A 19,215-nucleotide genomic window follows, 5' to 3' on the forward strand; every position below is an offset into this window, starting at 1 on the left:
TTTCATCCAAGGTTTTCGTTTTGAGCCCAACGACGGTTCAGCATCGCCAGCAACCGGTTTTGTTCATTCCCAACAATTGAGAATGCCTCGTCGACACCCATTCCGGGCTTTGCAAGCATCATGTCGGCCTGGGTCGCCACCGATACGTGGACAGAAGCTTGGGCGGAGAGATCCGTCTCGGTACAGCTTCCTCCGACATACGCTCCAACTTGGTTCTCCTTGCAGAGAATAACGGCACGCGCCGTGTCGGCAATTGAGCCCACATCCGGGGTCTTGATTTGAACGAGATGCGTGGCCTTGGCTTCGGCAAAGAGCCGAATATCCTCGAGCGTGTTGCACCTCTCGTCAACGACGATGCGCGCGCTGGAACCCCGGTTGTCCAAAATCGATACGATCTTGGCATAGTTCTCAATTTGAGCTTCCGTCGAACCAAAATCCGCCGGGGATTCGATGTTGAGCGTGAAATCCGGGACGGCATCTGCAACCTTGCAGATAAAGTCGGCGATTCTTTGCGGCTCCAGTCCGATTTCCTGGCCAATCCAGCCATACACATCGAAATGCAGCATCGGATGATAGCCCGGGCGGCCGATTTGGCGCGTACGCGTTGCAACCCACTTCACGAACTCCATGAAGGTCTGGCCGTCGACGCCGAATTTCTGCCGCGAGTTGATCAGGCCGTGGGGGAGTACATCCACGGCTTTCAAAATCATCTTGTCGACGTTGATTTCGCGAGCGTCACCGCTCTGGCAGTAAATTGGGACGCGGCACGTCGGTAGCGGCAGATCGAACTCCGCGCATATGATCTCCGCCATTGTCTTGCGCTGTAGGTGGGCGGCTGCGCGAAGCAGCGCTTGGCTCACGCCATACTCGACAGCCAGAGGCAAGCGCAGATGTTCGACAGGTTCAAAAACCTTTGCGCAAGAAGTACGAAACCGAGATACATCGACATCAAAAAGCCGGGGCGCGACCACGCGTGATGTGAAAACTGACATCTGATTGGCGTCGAACAGAGGATCGCGTCCGCCGGCACCAGAGTACTGGACGTTCATCATGTCGCCCCAAACAACGGTCTCATCGGAAAGGACGAGCCCGATGCTGAGCGAAGATGCCGGAATGCGAATCGACGTGAAGCCAGGCGTTATCGGTTCGCCGACATAGCGGAAGCCGTCCTGGGTCGCGCCGGATCTAATGGCGGCCTGATCGTCATAAAAAAATGCGCCGTTGCCGGGCGCGAGGAGGACATCTTTGATCTGCACTTCAGCTCGCTCAATTTCTATCGGACCGCGTTGACGGCGGATGTAGTTGGATCCGTTGCCCGCCAAGTATGTGCCACTTGGCGATGGATTCGCCAATATAATGTCTCGGACGGTGCCATCGCGTTTTCAGATGACTGGGCGCCTTCCCTTGGTCGGCCCGATGCGTCAAGCCGCATCTTCAGACGAGTTTCGCTTGCAGGCGCGAAAGCATTTTCAGGCAGCTCTTGAGCTGGTCGATGTCGACGAACTCATTTGGCTTGTGGGCCTGCTCGATCGAGCCAGGCCCGCAGATGATATTGGATACGCCCGCTTCCTGGAAAAGACCGGCCTCGGTACCGAACGCGACGACGTCAGCCCCATTGGCGCCGGTGATTTCATAGACGATATCGCGTGCCTCCGACTGCGCCACGACCTGAAGTCCTTCCACCTCGCCGACGACGTTCGTTTCGATGCCGGCAGAGGGTGACACGGCTGTCATTTCTGGCAGGAGCTGCCGATTGACAAAGGTGTCGAGGCTCTCTTTGACGAGGGCGGCGTCCGATGGCTGAACTGGGCTCATTTCCCATTCGACAGAGCATTCCCGGCGATGATGTTGCGGCCGGCGCCGCCTGAAATGCGTCCGACCTGAATCGTCGCCCAGGGTGGATCGAAACGGCTCCCCGCCATAGCGCGATCCTTCAGCCTTTCGCCGAGCTCCATCAGATGTGTGATGAATCGCGCCGCGAACTGAATGGCGTTAACTCCAAGGTCAGGCTGGGATCCGTGACCTTCAAGGCCTACGAAATTGGTGGTATATTCGTAGCATCCCTTGTGGCCTTCGATGACCCGCATCATCGTCGGCTCACCAATTAAGGCGGCGGAGGGCTTTATCCCACGTCGGGCCAATTCCTTCATCAGCGCCTGAGCGCCAAAGCAGCCCACTTCCTCATCATAGGTAAAGGCAAAATGCAGCGGCCGAACGAGGTTGATTTCCGCCATGCCCCGCGCGGTGGCGAAACAGCACGCGAGAAATCCCTTCATGTCACATGTGCCTCGACCATAGAGCCGTCCTTCACTCTCCTGCATCTTGAATGGGTCGCTCGACCATTTCTGGCCTTCGACAGGCACGACGTCAGAGTGGCCGGAGAGCACCACACCCCCTTCCCTATCCGGACCGAAGGTCACGAAGAGATTGGCCTTTCGTCCGTCTTCGTTGTGCTGCAGGAAAACTCGCGCGCCCAACTGGCCGAAGAAATCGGCTAAATAATTCACCATGGTAAGGTTGGAGTCGGAGGAATGTCGGGAACGCGACCAGCTTATCAAGTATCTGTTTCGTGTCTTCGATCGTTGCGACTGACATTACGAGCTCCACCAAGTTTATGCGAGCGGCTAGGTCTCAGCGTTCGCAAGCGGGATTTCAGTTTTTGACGAACAGTTTGCGGGGCACGTTGGCCAAGCACTCCATGCCGGTCTCGGTGATGAGGAGGGTCTCGGTCATTTCAAAGCCCCAGTCTTCCATCCACAGACCGGTCATGAAGTGGAAAGTCATGCCGGGCTGAAGTTCTGTCATGTCACCACGGCGCAGGCTCATGGTGTGTTGACCCCAGTCTGGCGGATAGGCGCAACCGACCGAATAGCCGACCCGGTTCTCCTTCTTGATGCCGTAGCGTTCGAGGACGTCGCAGAACGCGATTGCGATATCCTCCGCCTTCGCCCCCGGCTTGCGGACGGCAAGCCCAGCCTCCATTCCTTCTAATGTCATCTTCTCAGCATTCAAGAACGTCTCGCTTGGCTTCCCAAGATAAACCGTCCGCGATATCGGCCAGGTGTAATGCCGGTACACGCCGGCAATCTCGAAAAACGTTCCCTCGTTATCGCGCATCGGCTTGTCGTCCCAAGTCAGATGGCAAGGCTGCCGTCGGAGTTGCGCCCGTATTCGAGCACCACGACGTGGTCGGAAATCTGCATGACCACCGACATGTCGTGCTCGATCAGGAGGATCGAGGGTGCTGCTCTTGATATCCATCAACAGTGCATTGAGTGCTGCCGATTCCTTTGGATTGAGGCCAGCGGCTGGCTCTTCGAGGCACAGAAGCTCTGGGCCCGTGCACATGGCGCGGGCAATTTCCAGGCGGCGCTGCGCACCATAGGGCAGGTCGCCGGCCGGATCGTCGGCACGGTCGACAAGATCGGCCTTCTCCAGCCAGTGCTTGGTAAGCTCGACCGATTCGGCCGAGGCCTTGCGGTAGCTGCTGAAGCCGAACAGGCCAAGGATCGTATAGCCTGATGCCTTCATCAGCTTGTTGTGCTGGGCAACCAAAAGGTTCTCCAGCAGCGTCATGGCGCGCGCCGGGATCTCATGGTTGGGCAGACGTTCGAGCAAATAGCTCGATCCGGCGTTCCGGTTGAGCGTGATCATGCCTTCCGACGGTTTGTAGAAGCCGGTGATGCAGTTGAAGACTGTGGTCTTACCGGCGCCGTTGGGCCCGATCAGCGCGGTGATCTCGCCGCGCCTGGCGGTGAAGGAGAGGTCGCCGATGGCGACCAAGCCGCCGAACTTCATCGACAGATGATCGACCTGCAGGATGGCGTCGTTCATGCCCGGATTGGTCCCCTGAATCGAGCTCGCATTCATCAGCCGTGCCCTTCCTTAGTGAAGGAACCGGAGACCGCTCTTCGCACCTTGAGGAAGGCGGTCGGCTCGCGACTGCCAACAAAGCCGCGCGGCTTCCAGAGCATGACGATGACTATGGCCATGCCGAACAGAAGCATGCGGTAGAGTTCCGGGGTGAAGTCCGGCCCGAATATCTGCTTGAGGAAGTCGAGTTCACGCAGCGCCTAGGTGCCGCCGATCATCACCATCGCGGCAACGGCGATACCGACCAGCGAACCCATGCCGCCGAGCACGACGATGGCGAGGATAATGGCCGATTCCAGGAAGACGAAGGATTCCGGGTTGACGAAGCCTTGCCGCGCGGCGAAGAAGGAGCCGGCAAAACCGCCGAACATGGCGCCGGTGGCAAAGGCGGTCAGCTTTGTGGTGGTGGTGTTGATGCCGAGTGAGCGGCAGGCGATCTTGTCTTCACGCAAGGCTTCCCAGGCGCGACCGACCGGCAGGCGGCGCAGCCTGATGGTGACGAAGGCGGTGAGCAGGCACAGGCCCAGGATCAGATAGTAGAGGAAGATCTTGTAGTAGGCGCCCGACTGGACGATGCCCAGCACCTTGGCGACCAAAGGTCGCGGCTTGTGGGGACTCGGTGCCGGGACCAAGCCGGGCAAAATACCTCGCGAACGGGCGAAGGGCCTCGAGGCGCCGGGCCCATGAGAAAGGACTGGCCCGTTTGGCCTGGCCTTGCACCCAGTTCAGGACGATATCGTTGGTGAGCGGGCCACTGTGACCGCGCTCGTCGGCAAACAAGGCGAAGGCGGTGATTTGATGGCCCTGCATCCTGAGGGCGAAACCAAGGGGCGCGGCGTTCGGACAAATAGTCCTTTGCCAGCGAGAGCATGGTGCGCGCGCCTGTCATTGCGCGCTCCCCGGCCAGGGTAGGGCCACCAGCTGCAAGATTGGTCAGATCGACCTTTGCGCGCCTCGGACGGGATAACAAATCCGATCGATACTGCGCGGGCATTCGCGGTCGGCGCTCAACAGGGTGGAGCGACGATCCTCGAGCGCACTCCGGTCACCCGAATAATCGTGGAGAATGGCCAGTTTACCGGGGTCAAAACAGGAGAAGGGATCGTCACGCGCCGTGAAGGCAGTGATCTGCACCGGAATGTGGAGCCGAGGGATCGGTGCGGACCTCAACTGGACGATTCCGCTCCACGCGGCAGAGCATTTTTACGTCGTTACGGAGTTGGCCGCAATATTGCGGCGCAACCCCTACCGGAAAGCCGGTGTCGTCAACGATCCAAGCGCGGCTCGGTCCCTGATGATCAAAGCGCCGACACAGCCTGCGCTCGCACGATACGACGCACGGCATCATGCGCCCAGTCCGCTTTCGCCACGAACTAATGCAGAGACTGGTACGCCGCCTGCACACGCCCAGGGCTGCACCCGTGCCGCCATCGGGTCGACGCTCTTGCGCTCGTCCGGCAAAAGCACCTTGGTGATAGACCTTCAGCCTCGGTCAGCATGACCCAATGCCGAGGCGATATAGGCTGGGAAACGCAATTCACTCGTTTCGATTCCGTCCCGGAGATTCATCGCTCGGTATGCAGGCAGGGTCGAACAGTCCTTCGAACTTGGTAGGCCATTTCTTTTTAGAGCTTTCGGACTGCTCGAAAGATCGATCGGCGGGATTTACGAGACGGTCAATATCGACTGCTTCAACGACACCATGCAAGACGGTAGACATCACGTCGCCAAGTCACGCCTTCGAGGTGCGTATGGGCGGGACAGTTCCAAGTGCCGACAAGTTTTGGACCTATTTACCTCGGAAATTGTTCAGGGTTTCCTCAAGATATGGTGCGTAGAATCGTGACAGGACCATCGGATGATCGGGAGGCAACTTGGAGAAGCCTCCGGCTGCACCTCGGCAATTTGCCGCCGAACAAAGACAAACTGAAATCCCGATGCATTCGAACTCCGAGGTGGCGTAGTCCCAGGTCACTTCGACATCAGAATAGATTTCCTGAATAGCGATAAAATCGTAAGCTCCGAACCGATTAGAGACGATCGCTAAATTGGGATCACAAGAATGGTTCACAATGACAGCCGGCTTCTCAAAGAGAGCATGGACATCCCAATTCAGTTGGATCGAGTTTGTCGTCCGAATCCTTTCCAGGCGGTCAAGTAGCCCAATGATAACAACCTCGCCCGGCAGAAAATCGCGAGCAGCGAATACGCCGCGGCCCCTATCGGCCCCGGTGTCGAGGACACTCACGTTGCGGGCATTGAGTCGCCGAGCGCAGTCGACATCGTCCGTCAAGATAGATAGGGTTTTGTTTATGTGCGGAGACGTCATGGGCCAAATTTCTTCCATGGCAATACTAGGTTAGTTGAGGGATAATTTATGTCGCGTGCGATACATGAAAGGATGGCAATCGTTGCTTGTAATCATGCAGAATATATATTCCTGGCATCCATTTTTTTCTCGCGGGCACAGGGACACTACCGGTTTACCTATTAGCCGTGAGTTTCATTCGCTCAATCCCACAGGGCGCCATGCCTATTTTGGGAGGTGGAGGACTTGCCGATGCCCCCTTGCCGTAAAATGCGATGTGACACAGACCCTGACATTTCCTTTCCTTCCTCCGTTCCACCCATTGGGTTACCCGCGACATTAACGCCGATCGGCACCTCTCGCCGCCTCGCAACGAAGGCTTCAAAATTCGTGCCGATATGGCTGACCGAATGGAAGAAGAACGTTTTGATTGCTTTTCAGCTATTTAACCCGAGGCAACCAAGAGAATGGCTAAAACAAGCCTGTGTGGCGGGTTGGACAAACCCGACGAGGATGTCGGCTTTGTTCGACACTTCAGTCCCGTTGACCTGGATGTGGAGCCTTCTGTAGTTGCCGCCCGTTATGCAAGAGGCTTCTGGCTCTTTTGGATGTGTGATCGAGTGCGGTCTTCTGTCAGGCCTTCATGTGCGGCATTTCCACAAGCCGTTGCGATAAGGTGATCTGCAAATCAGGTCCAAATCTCAACAACGAGCGCATCGGCTCTTTGGCTCCAGCTGGATTTCCTGATCCAGATCAGTTCGATCGTTGTCCCATTCGGAGCGTCGCCTTCTCACACCTGCTTACCGGCTCTGGGCTGTTTGCTGCAGGTCGATCATGCAGCCGCAACCGATCCTGGATTCCGATAACCTTCTTCGTTCTCAGCATCGCCCGATTGCCCGCGCCATCTTTGTTCGTCAAGGCGATCGCCACGGCATTCGCGGCTTACTCGTCAGTATATGCGCCAGCCGAGATCCCTTGAGATCAATCTGCGACCGAGCCAGTTCAGACGTGACATGGCCCCGATGATGGCGAATGTCGGCTTGTCCCTCCTTCGAAACCCGCCGGAGGCGTTCCTTACCTCTCAAGGACTGCTGCCGTGGGACATGGCCCAGCCAAGCCGCCAAGTCCGGCCGCGTTTGAAGCTGGCCATGTCGGGTACGAATGCTTCAACCTCCAGCGCGGTAAGCGGGCCAACTTGGTCTGCAGCCGCCGCACTGTCTCGGTCTCTGTGGTCAGCTTCCTGAGCTGCACGGTCCGTTGTGGCTCCTGCATTCGGATCAAAGAGCTCGCCGCGCGACAGCCACGGAGTTCCTTTGAAGCCGATCTTCTCCCGGAGTTCGAGCCTCATGTCCGCAGGGTGCTCTCGGTTGAGCTACCCCGTGGCTGAACCTGAGGACGGCATGGGCGCCAACGACAAGCAGTCGACGGATATGAGGATCGCCCTGCTTACTGATCCGGCCGAAACGGTCCTTGCCGCCTGACGAGTTCTACCGCGGCACAAGACCGAGCCACGCCGCCAACTGTCTGCCGGATCTGAACAGTGACGCGTCTGTCACCGTCGCGGCGATCGCGCTGGCGGCTGTCTCTAGGCGCCGGCTAAGTTCATTCGAGCGGTGCCAGGCGTGGATCCGACGATCCAGGTCAATGACCTTCTCATGCGCCGCTCGTAGCTGCTCGACCAGGGGAATAAGCGCAACTCGGGCAAGCGGTGGCCGGACCGAGAAGCTCTCGGACCCGATGCAGCATCAGCACGCTCTGCTGCTCCTCGCTCTTCACCGGAACGAAGCGCATCGACGGCCGCGTCACCGCCTCGCAGATCGCCTCTGCATCTGTCGCATCGTTCTTCTGCCGCTTTACGTATGGTTTGACATAGGAAGCCGGTATCAACCGAACCTCATGACCCAGCCGCATGAGAACGCGGGCCCGGTCGCACAAGCCTCAATACCGATCAGGCAGGAGGGCAACGCCTCGAAAACTCCGACGACATCACCGCGCCGTAACTTTCGACGAACGACGACCCCGCCGCCAGCTTCGATGCCGTGAACCTGAAAGACCTGCTTCGCAATATCCAGACCAACTGCGGTAACTTTCTCCATTACGGCTCTCCCTTATGTGACTTGTGACAGCCACTATGGCACCTCGATGCCGGGAGCGGAGGCCGTCCACATGGGGTAATCGCGGGAGCGACGCGCCCTGGAGCCGATCATAGCCTTGGAGGGTGGCTGTTCCCCGATAAGATGAAATACGGGCTCACGACTGGACGCCGGGCCCAGCATCAACGGAGAACAGCCATGGAAGAACATATCGGTCTCGACGTGTCGATGAAAGAGACGGCAGTGTCGATCCGCCGTGAAGGCGAACGGATCTGGCGCGGGAAGTGCGCATCTGATCCCAGGATCATTGCCGAGCTTGTCCGCAAGCGGGCGCCGGCCGCAAAGCGCGTCGTGTTCGAAACCGGCCCGCTGTCAGTTTGATTCTATCATGCGCTGCGCGCCGAGGGATTGCCAGCCATCTGCATCGATGCGCGCCATGCCAAAGCCGCTCTCGATATGGCGGCGAACAAGACGGATGCAAATGACGCCGATGGTTTGGCGCGTCTTGCTGAAGCAGGGTTCTTTCGCAAGGTGCGCGTGAAAGGCTTCGACGACAGTATGTTGACCCGCACGCTCGTGGCAGCACGCACCAGGCTGGTTCGGATCACCGTCGAGCTTTCCAACCAGATCCGAGGGATCATGAAAACGTTCGGCTTGCTCGTTCCCGCCAGTAAGGGAACTACATTCGAGAAGAACGTTCGGGGCCTTCTTATCGATCACAAGGAACTCGCTCTTATCGTGCTGCCGATGTTGGAAGCCTGGCGCGGCATGCGCATCCGTGCCGCCGAGCCAAGCATGCCGCATACTGATGTCGATCCCCGGCATCGGCGCCATTACCGCAACGTCTTTCGCTACTGCCATTGAAGATCCGGGCAACTTCAAGAAGTCCCGCTCTGTTCCCGCTTGGATCGGCCTGACAACTCGCCGCTATCAATCGGGAGAAGTCGATTATGACGGCCATATATCCCGACGCGGCGATCGACATTTCTTCTCTACGAAGCGGCGTCGGCTATTCTGACGCGTAGCTCAATCGAGAGCACCCTGCGGACATGGGGCCTCAAGCTCCGGGAGAGGGTTGGCTTCCAACGAGCTGCCGTGGCTGTGGCGCGCAAACTGGCGGTGATTATGCATTCGATGCTCAAGACCGGTGAGTTCTTTGATCGAAATGCAGGCGCCACAGCATGAAATCTTGCGAATAGCGTTCAGGATCTGAGCGCCTGAGACGTCCCTGCTGGGACGTGAGCCGAGCCATTCCGCTGATGGGGTTGCACCGCTGTCTCAGCAAAGTGCGTCGTCCACATTGAAGGCTCGTCCGCGGAGCTCCATCATGCGGCGACTGATGTGACCGCGAAGACAACCATGCACCCGGCAGCGTCGTCTCGACGCAATTACATGCTTGACGTCACAGCGGCGATTAGACAACACCATCAGGTCACATGGATTCAGATTCGTGCCTTCTTGGCCCATGCGAGTCCGAAACGGCGCGCATAATAGTTCAGCTCGGGGCCCGCCTCACAACAGATTCACGCAGTTCTGAAAGCAAGCGCGCTTCCTCGTGATCGCGAGAGCGAGCGTTACGACGCCGAATGACCATCCAGGCAATGGTTCACCCTTCTATGGGCCTTTCAAGAACCAAGAGGTCGTAATGCTTTCCACGGTCAGAAAAGAGCTCTGAAAGGCAGCCGGCGACTGAAAATCCACATTTCCTTTCTGCGAAGGATATGACATTGGGCATATCCTTAAAAACGATAGCGAAAATGCAGTGCAGATCAAGTATAGCCGCGCGGTTCAAAAGGGTTTTGGCAAGAGCCGTCCCAATTCCCTTGCGACGAAACGCCTCTTGAACATAGAGCGACATCTCGGCTGTCTGGTCAGCATCTTCTTTGACGCGGAACGGAGTGAATGCTGTCCAGCCGACCACGGCGCCCTTGTCCACGCACGTGTAGGACTCAAGTGACGGATGCGATTCGAACAGAAATTCTCTCATTTCATTGATGCTCCAAGGGCGGGTTCCTTCTGTTGATTCCCTGGCGCGACATGCGACGTTATAGATCTCTGTCACGCTTGGCAGGTCGCCTGTTCGCAACGGGCGCACTTGGTACGACATCAGGCGTCCTCCGACCTCATTCGGCATGGTGGCTGGGGTCAATCATAGCCGTTTTAGAGTGACGTTCTCCGGCACGCGCAGCAACCTACCAGAGTTGGTAGCTTGGGTGGACAGATCTGATCGTGGTTTGTTTGTCATGCTAAGCGGGCGGACAGCGGACATCCGCCTTCTAGAGGTTAACGGCAATATCCGCGTGAGCAATTGCCAAGTTGCCCAGTCACCATCGGCGGACCTCTATGGACACTGAGGCGTGCTTGTGGGCGGCGCAATCGTCGAGGATCACTAGACAGACTTGCCGGTCGGGTAGCTGATCGTTGATGATTGGGGAGGCGGATGTGACGCTGCATGATGCGGCCGATGACCGTGGTGTCGAGCACGTCTAGGGCAGCAAACAGTTTAATCGTGCCGTGCCGCTTGGAGTCATGAGTCATGGCGCCGACCCGCCCGTTCTTAATCGGCAGGCCGCTCTGAGTGCTGTCAAACGCCGGGGGGCGGATCAGCCGTGACATGGGCGCGAGCGGCCGACAAAACCGTGAACGATATTCCTGTGCGCATTCCCAGACTCGCACGTGCACTACCGAAAGGGAATCACTATTTGGGACACTTCCTCAGACGACCTAGAACACCGGCACGAGCGCTTAAAACACGAACAGACGAGTTAGACTAATGTTTCGACGTGCAACTTATGCCGATGCCGGCGACATGGCAAAGATCTACAATCAGGCGATGAAGCCCGGCGTCTTTGCTATAAGCCAAATCGCTCCCGAAACTCACAAAGAACGGGTCGCCTGGTTGAAGGAACATCGAGACCCGTATCCTGCATTCGTCTATGAGATTGATCGTACAGTGATCGGCTGGTGCTCATTGAGCAAATTTTCCCTGCGAACTGAATATACGGATGTCGCTGAAACATCACGCTACATTGATGAGAACCATCGAGGGAGGGGAATTGGCAAGCTGATGCATGAAAAATTGATTGAAACGGCCACCAACCTTGGGTTTCGGATACTTGTTTCGCGAGTAGGACAAAGAAACGCTATGAGTATAAAAAGTGCTAAAAAGTTCTTTCAGCAGGTCGTGGTGCTTCACGAAGCGGTCCGCATCCACGATGAATGGCACAACGACGTATGGTTGTGGAAGAAATTACGATGAGTCGTACTCAGCGAACTTGTCTAGCAAGGGGTGATCTGATCCCCAAAAGCTGGACCGTTCTTGGCTCGAGCTTTCCACGTGATTTCCTGGCGGGAAACGGGAGCGGAGAACGAAAAAGGCATCGCGGTCTTCGGAAGCGCAGCAGCGCAGCATCTCGCGGTCCAGGGTCAGATCGGCCACCATATTTATCTGACGCATGTTCTCCTCCTCGAGCCGTTTCAGCTGTTTCATCTCCGAAGGCATCGGCCGGCTTATTTAGTGGGATGGTCCGCCCCCACCAGCGCCGCGCTTATATGGCCGGTGCAGCAAAATGGAGGAGATCATGAACGTCGCTACATTGGCATCGATGTCGGTAAGACCTGGTTCCATCTTATTGGCCTAGACAGCAGAGGAGCAGTTGTCGAGCGAGAGCGCTTCAATCGGAGCCACCTGCTTCGGTACATGTCACGTATGAATTCCGCGCTCGTGGGCGTGGAAGCGTCGTGCGAGGCCATCATCTCGCCCCCGATCTGATTGCACTTGGTCACGATGCGCGCCTGATGTCGGCAAAGTTCGTGCGGCCATACCTGAAGGGTAACAAGAACGACTATCTCGACGCCGAGGCAATCGCAGAAGCTGTCCAGCGGCCAACAATGAGATTCGTACCCGTGAAGAGCCGGAGCAGCTCGATCTTCAAGCGAACCACCGGGTCAGAAGCGGCCTCATCAGTCGCAGAACTGGAGTGATCAATCAGATCCGGTCATTCCTGCAGGACCGCGGTATCACTGTTCCATCGGGTCCGGCCGTCTTGGCTCGAAAGCTTCCGGAGATTCTAACCGACAGCGAAGGCCTCATGCCAGGAATGAAGCGCCTGCTGACGCTGCTTCAGCAACAATGGTTGGCGATAAACGACCAAGTGGCGGAACTCGAGGCTTGGGCTTCGTGACGTTGCCGAGCGCGATAATGCACATGCGGACGCCTCGCGTCGATACCCGGGATCGGTACGATCACCGCGACGGCGATCGTTGCTGCGATCGGCGATGGCCGCATGTTCAAATCTGGGCGCGACTTCGCAGCTTGGCTCGGCCTCGTCCCTCGACAGTATTCGACGAGCGGCCGATCGACACTGCTCGGCATCAGCAGCGCGGCAACTCCTACATCCGATCGCTTCTGATACACGGCTCCCGATGCATGCTGAGGTTCTTCAAGAATCCGGCGACCACCATCGGATTGTGGGTGACGCAGCTGAAGGCGCGCACCCACGCAAACGTCGCGGCGGTCGCCCTGGCGAACAAGCAGGCCCGCACTGCGTGAGCGATGCTCACGCAGGGCACCTTTTATGAGGCCCGACCGATGACGTAGACGCGTCAGGAGGTCACCGAAGTCTGCGAGCGCAACAAAAGGAATGATGGACCAACGGCCAAGCGGCGTCTCCCGGGAAGCCGATGGAAGAAGCGGCCGTTTCCCAGGCCGGGTTTATTTAGCTGGGACGGGGACGCGCGGATCCCATCATGGCCAGGAGCGACAAGACGCTCCACGAACAGGCCGGATAGATTGATGCAGACCACGCGGTTCAACACCTCAAATGCACTTGCAGATGGGGCGCGGACCATAGATCGCCTTCCTAGCAATCAAGAACGAGGAATGACAGTGGAGGTCCCAAGCCGCTGTACTGCTCTGTAGACAACAACATCCCCCGACGTGATATTAGATTTTCTGACAGCAGGTCGTCGCTACAAGACGGCAATCCCTTCGATTCAGTCAGTATGCTCGACGCTCTAGAATGAAGGGCGCCCTGGTCAAGGGCGCCCTTCGCATCGGCGGCAGGCTTCGATCCCGGAGGTGCGGACCTAAGCACTTTGGAAGGAGCCGCCGGTGAACCCTTTTGGGTATCCCCCTAAGTCGACACCGACTGGACGAGCGGGTCTAGCGCACCCAATCGTATGCGACGGGCGCTATTGGTTTAATTGCTTCGATCCGTCAGAACGAGCGCTGGAAGCGGAGGATACCGCCGATCGCACTATCGTCACCGGCTGGAATACCAGTCCAGTTGGAGTTGCCTTCGTCGATGTAGTCGACTTCGGCCGTGATCGTGAGACCCGGGACGATGTCGTAGGCGATATTCGCTGCAACGCCGAAGTTCTTGTCCTCGTCATAGGAGAGCTGGGCATTGAACGAGGTCTTTTCGTTGATGGTGTAGGTGCCACCACCCCAGATTGCCCAGTTGCCGCCCCACTGCTTGTAGAAGCCGCGGCCGCCGGCAGGGATTGCATAGGTCGGATCAGAGAGGTTGTCGTCCGTGCCGTAGCCGACCAAAACGAACAGTGCCAGGTTCTGCACCGGGGTCACGTCTAGGCGAACCTTGCCGGCCACCTCTCCGTAGTTGCTGTCATAAGCAACGACGCCGGTGATGGCGCCCCAGCCCTGCGTATACTTCACGCCGCCGACGACATGCGGAACGTAGCTGTCGATCGTGCCAACCGTACCAGAGCCTTCTTCGAGCGAGACCACCGCCGAGAAGCCGTTGCCGGCGTCGAAATAGTACTGCACGACGTTGGAGTCGAAATCGCCATAGGGAACCAGCGTATCGTTGATGACATTGCCGGCGTAGCCGATGAACGTATCGAAGGCCGAATCGTCTTTACCGACACGCAGCCCACCGAGTTGTATCCAGGCATAGGGCAGCGTACTACTGTTACTGCCGTCGGTATAGTTGAAGTTGGTTTGAGTGTAGGTCTTCAAGGTGCCGAGCTCTGTTTCCTGACCAGTCCAGGTCTTCAGCGCGAAGCGGCCCCTCTTGTACCAGGTGTCGTTGATGCTGCCGTCCTCATGGTCGACAGCACGGCGGCCGTTGAACGAACCTTCCTGGCCGGCCGAAGCATCCCAGCGGACATAGCCACCGATGCGCAGGCAGGTTTCGGTGCCAGGGATGTAGAAATAGCCGGCGCCATAGACGTCACAGATCTTGACGTACTCAGCTGGTTCCGGCTCGGCGACGGTGACGGCATCGGCCGCACGTGCGCCGGTGACCGCAGCTAAGGCCGCAGCGGAGCCGAGAAGAAGGCTCTTGATGTTCATTTTGATCTCCACTCAAAGGATTAAAAAAAGGGCCAGGGTGTCATTGCTGAAGGACAGCATCCCCTCCCCATTCCCCACGATCGAAAAAGATGCGCATCGCGCTGCTTCTTCGCAGCTTGACGCTATTCGCGTAATTGAATAACGCAATAGATATGGCGCGAGGCAGTGAGATATAAAGCAAAAGTTGCGATTATGTCACGAAAAATCGAAGAGATATTGTACAAGTCGTTCAAACTATACAAACAACACAGGCTGGACATTTCGCACGATATCGAAAGATACATTACGCACCCCTAGTGGCGCGTGCAACCTCAATAGGGCTTCCACAGGCTCACAGCGACCAACCGATTGCCGGTGCATTGATTTGCAATTGGTTTCGTCAGTTGGGCTTCATGTCGAGGAATAATCTCGTGCGGCCAAGATGACTTCTGTAGCCAAGTCTTGTCTGAGCATTTCTATAGGAATTCGGCCATCAAGCCGCGGTGAAGGGGAGGTAAGCCAAAGCCATGCCAGTCTGGGATTGGCGATCAAGGAGAGCACTTGTCGTATCCCCGGCGCAGGCCTGCCGTCGATGAACTGAGCCAAGGGGAACACATGCTTGCGCGCGCCTTTCCGCAATGCGACCACGTCTTTGTGCCGTTGCCACCAATGCAATGTCGATCGCGGTATGTGGAAGTGTTCTTCCAGATATGTGGGCCCTGCAACCTGACCCGCCCAGTCTTCAATGCGCAGGCAATCGCTTTGCTGATCTCGCGCTTTTCGGACCGCGCGCCCATGTGCGCCCTCGGTTCGAACCATGAGCGGAGCTGCCTCACTGACGCTTTCATTGGACCGACGCACTGTTTCGGCTGCGAGCCTGCGAACAAATTCAGACGCCAGGGCGGTCAAATCGTCATGAATGGTTTGTTGGGGCGTTGCAGAAAGCAAATCGGCGGCAGCGATGTTGACGGGCCCCGTCCGCGACGAGATTGAAGTCCTTTCCTTAATTACCTCCTCGTGCTGAGCCAGAACACGCTGGACTTCCTTTGCAATCAAGCTTGAAAGCTCGTCCTGGCGAGGCTCATTTCCAGAATCAAATGATTTTGTCATGTGTGGCCCCCTGCCGCGAAAAAGTCCGCTTGATTCACTGCGCGATCAAGCTCGACAACTCCATCAAACCGGCTAACGACTGGCGCATGGCCCATTCTGAGCCATGCCAATCAGGTATTGAACGCGCTCGATCCGTGCCGAATTCGCCAACGACGAGCGCTGGGGTTGGATGGGAGTTGGAAAGTAGCTGCAACGGGTGTTGCGTACCACCGCAGACCACACCAGCTTCGCGATCACATTTAACAACCAAACGTTATGTCTATGAGGTTACCCCAAAAGCCGACGCCAAAAGGGTGTCAGCGCGTTGCTCTGGCCGCTGGACGTTGCATGACAATCGGATGTCAATCCGCCTTCGTACATCAGAGGATCGGTCGCGTGTACGCCTTAGTCAAATGCAGTCTTTATATCGACATCATCTAATTTCGAGATAAATTGAACGAAGAGAAGGTCGAATTCCGGGGCGCCGCCAACGGCGGCACTGAAGTCTTCAGGACCAAGCGCCATTGCGACCATCCTGGGATGCGCCGATGCAATGGCCGCTAGCCTCTGCAAGGCACCTGGAGTCTCGATCTGGGCAAGGAACCGGATGCGTCCCGGCGCAAGATTTCTTTCTCGTTCAAGGTCCGATACCGCATTCGCGATCTCTGATACCCACTCTGCCGATTCCGTCTTCGGAAGAACAAGTGCGTCAACACCTTCCATTACGGCTGCATCGAGATCGGCCGCCAAGGCGCGCAAACCACGATTCACGCGGACCAAAACAGATGCGCCCTTGCGCCCCACCTTTGCCACGGATTCAGAAAGCTGCCGCCGTGACTCACCCTTTTGATCCTGGGGAACGGAGTCCTCGAGGTCGAGTACGACGCCATCTGCCCCGCGCTCATGAGCCGCCTCCACAAAGCGCGGAACGTGAGCGGGAACGAAGAGCAGCGATCTCCAGCGGGGTACAGACATCGAGCTTTCAACAGCCGGAACGGTGTCCCTGATCATGGAGTCGCCTCTGCGGTCGATTCTAGCGATGGCGGTGGCAGCGAGCTTGCTGGGCAGCCGATGCCCGTCGCGAGCGCGCCGAACTTCCCGACAAGATGCGCGCTTACGATGACGTGGCTCTTTCGCGCAAATGCCCCAGAACCTCTTCCCGAATAGCCTCGGTATGAGCGCCAAGAGCCGGAACTGGGCGCAGCGAAGGGCGCTCCGAGTTGAAAATCGCCGCCGGCGCTATCGTCTCGACGGTTCCTTCGGGTGTTCCAACCTGCACCCTGCGAATGTGTGGATGTTTTGAAATATCCGCCACTTCGTTAAGTCGGCCATATGCCAAACCGGCCGCCTCAAGCTCCTGCATTGCTTCGTGGCAGGACAGTTCGGAAAACCGCCGTTCAATGATCTCATCAAGTTGGGCACGGTGACCGAGGCGCTCCATGTTGTCGGCAAAACCAGGTGCGCGTGTGAGCCCCGGCTGCCTAAGGAATTTCTCGCAGAAATTTACCCATTCGCGGTCATTCTGAACCGAAAAGATGACGTCTTTGCCATCGGCACAACGATAGGCGCCATACGGCGCCAGGGACGGGTGTTTCACGCCCGCGCGTACCGTGTGGTAGCTGCTATAGTCGTGTTGCAGAACTGGCACATTCATCCAGTCGGCGACAGCATCGAACAGTGACACCTGAATGCTGGCCCCCTCGCCGGTGACCTCGCGGTGATACAGCGCCTGAAGAATGGCGCTATGTGCTGTCATGCCGGCCGAGATGTCGCAAACCGAAACCCCAATACGGGCAGGCCCGTGTTGGGTACCGGTGATTGCGCATAGACCTGTTTCAGCTTGGACAATCAGATCGTAAGCCTTCAGGTGCGAAAATGGGCCTCCCTCCCCGAAACCAGAGATGTCGCAGGTGATCAGCCGCGGAAAGCGTCGACGGAGATCCGCAGACCTGAAACCAAGTTTTTCGATACTGCCCGGCTTCAGATTCTGGATAAAGACGTCAGCACTGGCAATGAGCGTGTCCAGCACGGCGCTGTCCGCCACCGATCTCAGGTCCAGACAGACCGACTCCTTACCCCTATTAAGCCAGACGAAGTAAGCGCTTTGTCCCCGCACCAACTTGTCGTAGTTTCGGGCAAAGTCCCCTTCGGGCCTTTCGACCTTGATCACACGGGCGCCTGCGTCCGCAAGGCGAGACGATGCGTAAGGCGCAGCTACGGCCTGCTCCACAGCAACGACGGTGATCCCCTCAAGGCAGCTACGCATCACGACACCGCGCTTTTCATCCAAGGTTTTCGTTTTGAGCCCAACGACGGTTCAGCATCGCCAGCAACCGGTTTTGTTCATTCCCAACAATTGAGAATGCCTCGTCGACACCCATTCCGGGCTTTGCAAGCATCATGTCGGCCTGGGTCGCCACCGATACGTGGACAGAAGCTTGGGCGGAGAGATCCGTCTCGGTACAGCTTCCTCCGACATACGCTCCAACTTGGTTCTCCTTGCAGAGAATAACGGCACGCGCCGTGTCGGCAATTGAGCCCACATCCGGGGTCTTGATTTGAACGAGATGCGTGGCCTTGGCTTCGGCAAAGAGCCGAATATCCTCGAGCGTGTTGCACCTCTCGTCAACGACGATGCGCGCGCTGGAACCCCGGTTGTCCAAAATCGATACGATCTTGGCATAGTTCTCAATTTGAGCTTCCGTCGAACCAAAATCCGCCGGGGATTCGATGTTGAGCGTGAAATCCGGGACGGCATCTGCAACCTTGCAGATAAAGTCGGCGATTCTTTGCGGCTCCAGTCCGATTTCCTGGCCAATCCAGCCATACACATCGAAATGCAGCATCGGATGATAGCCCGGGCGGCCGATTTGGCGCGTACGCGTTGCAACCCACTTCACGAACTCCATGAAGGTCTGGCCGTCGACGCCGAATTTCTGCCGCGAGTTGATCAGGCCGTGGGGGAGTACATCCACGGCTTTCAAAATCATCTTGTCGACGTTGATTTCGCGAGCGTCACCGCTCTGGCAGTAAATTGGGACGCGGCACGTCGGTAGCGGCAGATCGAACTCCGCGCATATGATCTCCGCCATTGTCTTGCGCTGTAGGTGGGCGGCTGCGCGAAGCAGCGCTTGGCTCACGCCATACTCGACAGCCAGAGGCAAGCGCAGATGTTCGACAGGTTCAAAAACCTTTGCGCAAGAAGTACGAAACCGAGATACATCGACATCAAAAAGCCGGGGCGCGACCACGCGTGATGTGAAAACTGACATCTGATTGGCGTCGAACAGAGGATCGCGTCCGCCGGCACCAGAGTACTGGACGTTCATCATGTCGCCCCAAACAACGGTCTCATCGGAAAGGACGAGCCCGATGCTGAGCGAAGATGCCGGAATGCGAATCGACGTGAAGCCAGGCGTTATCGGTTCGCCGACATAGCGGAAGCCGTCCTGGGTCGCGCCGGATCTAATGGCGGCCTGATCGTCATAAAAAAATGCGCCGTTGCCGGGCGCGAGGAGGACATCTTTGATCTGCACTTCAGCTCGCTCAATTTCTAT

Annotated in this window: 12 protein-coding genes and 7 pseudogenes; 3 read left to right on the top strand and 16 right to left on the bottom strand. The window is 57.4% G+C overall.

All coding sequences use genetic code 11. The features are described 5' to 3' along the window. Positions 1 to 2: 2 nt before the first annotated feature. The 9 genes and pseudogenes from A6B35_RS31735 to A6B35_RS35030 form a co-directional block, all read right to left on the bottom strand. On the bottom strand, positions 3 to 1,256 hold the full coding sequence (locus A6B35_RS31735; RefSeq protein ID WP_006201090.1) for a methylaspartate ammonia-lyase: 1,254 nt from the start codon (positions 1,254 to 1,256) through the stop codon (positions 3 to 5). 178 nt (positions 1,257 to 1,434) lie between these two features. Continuing rightward, positions 1,435 to 1,815, bottom strand: a complete 381-nt coding sequence (locus A6B35_RS37430; protein ID WP_244426115.1) for a M20/M25/M40 family metallo-hydrolase — start codon at positions 1,813 to 1,815, stop codon at positions 1,435 to 1,437. Continuing rightward, positions 1,812 to 2,510 (bottom strand): M20/M25/M40 family metallo-hydrolase, encoded by a 699-nt coding sequence (locus A6B35_RS37435; protein ID WP_244426114.1) that lies wholly within the window; start codon positions 2,508 to 2,510, stop codon positions 1,812 to 1,814. Before A6B35_RS37435 ends, A6B35_RS37430 begins: the two co-directional genes overlap by 4 nt. 142 nt (positions 2,511 to 2,652) lie before the next feature. Beyond that, positions 2,653 to 3,117, bottom strand: coding sequence for a M24 family metallopeptidase (locus tag A6B35_RS31745; protein ID WP_040584048.1), 465 nt, complete (start codon positions 3,115 to 3,117; stop codon positions 2,653 to 2,655). Positions 3,118 to 3,146: 29 nt separating this feature from the next. Then, a pseudogene (locus A6B35_RS31750) lies at positions 3,147 to 3,870 on the bottom strand (ABC transporter ATP-binding protein); the annotation flags it as partial. Beyond that, a pseudogene (locus tag A6B35_RS31755) lies at positions 3,870 to 4,442 on the bottom strand (ABC transporter permease subunit); the annotation flags it as partial. The pseudogenes A6B35_RS31750 and A6B35_RS31755, both read right to left, overlap by 1 nt. Before the next feature lie 647 nt (positions 4,443 to 5,089). Continuing rightward, a pseudogene (locus A6B35_RS36895) lies at positions 5,090 to 5,442 on the bottom strand (transposase); the annotation flags it as partial. Positions 5,443 to 5,662: 220 nt separating this feature from the next. Further along, the gene (locus A6B35_RS31760; protein WP_006205982.1) at positions 5,663 to 6,202 is read right to left on the bottom strand and encodes an SET domain-containing protein-lysine N-methyltransferase; all 540 of its coding nucleotides are present in this window, start codon (positions 6,200 to 6,202) and stop codon (positions 5,663 to 5,665) included. A 1,373-nt stretch (positions 6,203 to 7,575) separates the two neighbouring features. Beyond that, a pseudogene (locus A6B35_RS35030) lies at positions 7,576 to 8,277 on the bottom strand (IS110 family transposase); the annotation flags it as partial. Positions 8,278 to 8,472: 195 nt separating this feature from the next. On the opposite strand from A6B35_RS35030, the pseudogene A6B35_RS31770 reads away from it, so the two are divergent. Continuing rightward, positions 8,473 to 9,459: pseudogene (locus tag A6B35_RS31770) on the top strand (IS110 family RNA-guided transposase). Positions 9,460 to 9,880: 421 nt separating this feature from the next. Here the strand turns inward: A6B35_RS31770 and A6B35_RS31775 are convergent. After that, positions 9,881 to 10,381: a GNAT family N-acetyltransferase gene (locus tag A6B35_RS31775; protein WP_040584047.1), complete on the bottom strand. Its 501-nt coding sequence runs from the start codon at positions 10,379 to 10,381 to the stop codon at positions 9,881 to 9,883. Between the two features lie 220 nt (positions 10,382 to 10,601). Then, positions 10,602 to 10,866 (bottom strand): annotated as a pseudogene (locus A6B35_RS37645) (IS630 family transposase); the annotation flags it as partial. A 217-nt stretch (positions 10,867 to 11,083) separates the two neighbouring features. Between A6B35_RS37645 and A6B35_RS31780 the strand changes: the two are divergent. Together A6B35_RS31780 and A6B35_RS31785 are read left to right on the top strand one after the other, a co-directional pair. Next, on the top strand, positions 11,084 to 11,533 hold the full coding sequence (locus A6B35_RS31780; RefSeq protein WP_244426113.1) for a GNAT family N-acetyltransferase: 450 nt from the start codon (positions 11,084 to 11,086) through the stop codon (positions 11,531 to 11,533). Between the two features lie 300 nt (positions 11,534 to 11,833). Beyond that, positions 11,834 to 12,826 (top strand): annotated as a pseudogene (locus A6B35_RS31785) (IS110 family RNA-guided transposase). A gap of 666 nt (positions 12,827 to 13,492) precedes the next feature. Here A6B35_RS31785 and A6B35_RS31790 read toward each other — a convergent pair. The 5 genes from A6B35_RS31790 to A6B35_RS31805 form a co-directional block, all read right to left on the bottom strand. After that, complete coding sequence (locus tag A6B35_RS31790; protein ID WP_006205973.1) at positions 13,493 to 14,590, bottom strand: porin; 1,098 nt, start codon at positions 14,588 to 14,590, stop codon at positions 13,493 to 13,495. A gap of 390 nt (positions 14,591 to 14,980) precedes the next feature. Further along, positions 14,981 to 15,679 (bottom strand): antitoxin Xre/MbcA/ParS-like domain-containing protein, encoded by a 699-nt coding sequence (locus A6B35_RS35035; protein ID WP_006205972.1) that lies wholly within the window; start codon positions 15,677 to 15,679, stop codon positions 14,981 to 14,983. 384 nt (positions 15,680 to 16,063) lie between these two features. Beyond that, a complete protein-coding gene (locus A6B35_RS31795) occupies positions 16,064 to 16,669 on the bottom strand; it encodes an HpcH/HpaI aldolase/citrate lyase family protein (RefSeq protein ID WP_244897198.1) in 606 nt (201 codons plus the stop codon). Between the two features lie 103 nt (positions 16,670 to 16,772). Further along, positions 16,773 to 17,924, bottom strand: coding sequence for a CaiB/BaiF CoA transferase family protein (locus A6B35_RS31800; protein WP_040582405.1), 1,152 nt, complete (start codon positions 17,922 to 17,924; stop codon positions 16,773 to 16,775). 16 nt (positions 17,925 to 17,940) lie between these two features. Beyond that, positions 17,941 to 19,194 carry a methylaspartate ammonia-lyase gene (locus A6B35_RS31805; protein ID WP_006201090.1) on the bottom strand — a complete coding sequence of 418 codons (1,254 nt, stop codon included), beginning with the start codon at positions 19,192 to 19,194 and terminating at the stop codon, positions 17,941 to 17,943. Positions 19,195 to 19,215: the final 21 nt, after the last annotated feature.

Source organism: Mesorhizobium amorphae CCNWGS0123 (assembly GCF_001686985.1).
GTDB lineage: Bacteria > Pseudomonadota > Alphaproteobacteria > Rhizobiales > Rhizobiaceae > Mesorhizobium > Mesorhizobium amorphae.

Bases quoted from the DNA above. Each gene is read 5' to 3' on its own strand.
- A6B35_RS31795 (WP_244897198.1), bottom strand. From the start codon at position 16,669: ATGATCAGGGACACCGTTCCGGCTGTTGAAAGCTCGATGTCTGTACCC.
- A6B35_RS31790 (WP_006205973.1), bottom strand. From the start codon at position 14,590: ATGAACATCAAGAGCCTTCTTCTCGGCTCCGCTGCGGCCTTAGCTGCG.
- A6B35_RS35035 (WP_006205972.1), bottom strand. From the start codon at position 15,679: ATGACAAAATCATTTGATTCTGGAAATGAGCCTCGCCAGGACGAGCTT.
- A6B35_RS31760 (WP_006205982.1), bottom strand. From the start codon at position 6,202: ATGACGTCTCCGCACATAAACAAAACCCTATCTATCTTGACGGACGAT.
- A6B35_RS31780 (WP_244426113.1), top strand. From the start codon at position 11,084: ATGGCAAAGATCTACAATCAGGCGATGAAGCCCGGCGTCTTTGCTATA.
- A6B35_RS31775 (WP_040584047.1), bottom strand. From the start codon at position 10,381: ATGTCGTACCAAGTGCGCCCGTTGCGAACAGGCGACCTGCCAAGCGTG.
- A6B35_RS37430 (WP_244426115.1), bottom strand. From the start codon at position 1,815: ATGAGCCCAGTTCAGCCATCGGACGCCGCCCTCGTCAAAGAGAGCCTC.
- A6B35_RS31745 (WP_040584048.1), bottom strand. From the start codon at position 3,117: ATGCGCGATAACGAGGGAACGTTTTTCGAGATTGCCGGCGTGTACCGG.
- A6B35_RS31800 (WP_040582405.1), bottom strand. From the start codon at position 17,924: ATGCGTAGCTGCCTTGAGGGGATCACCGTCGTTGCTGTGGAGCAGGCC.
- A6B35_RS37435 (WP_244426114.1), bottom strand. From the start codon at position 2,510: ATGGTGAATTATTTAGCCGATTTCTTCGGCCAGTTGGGCGCGCGAGTT.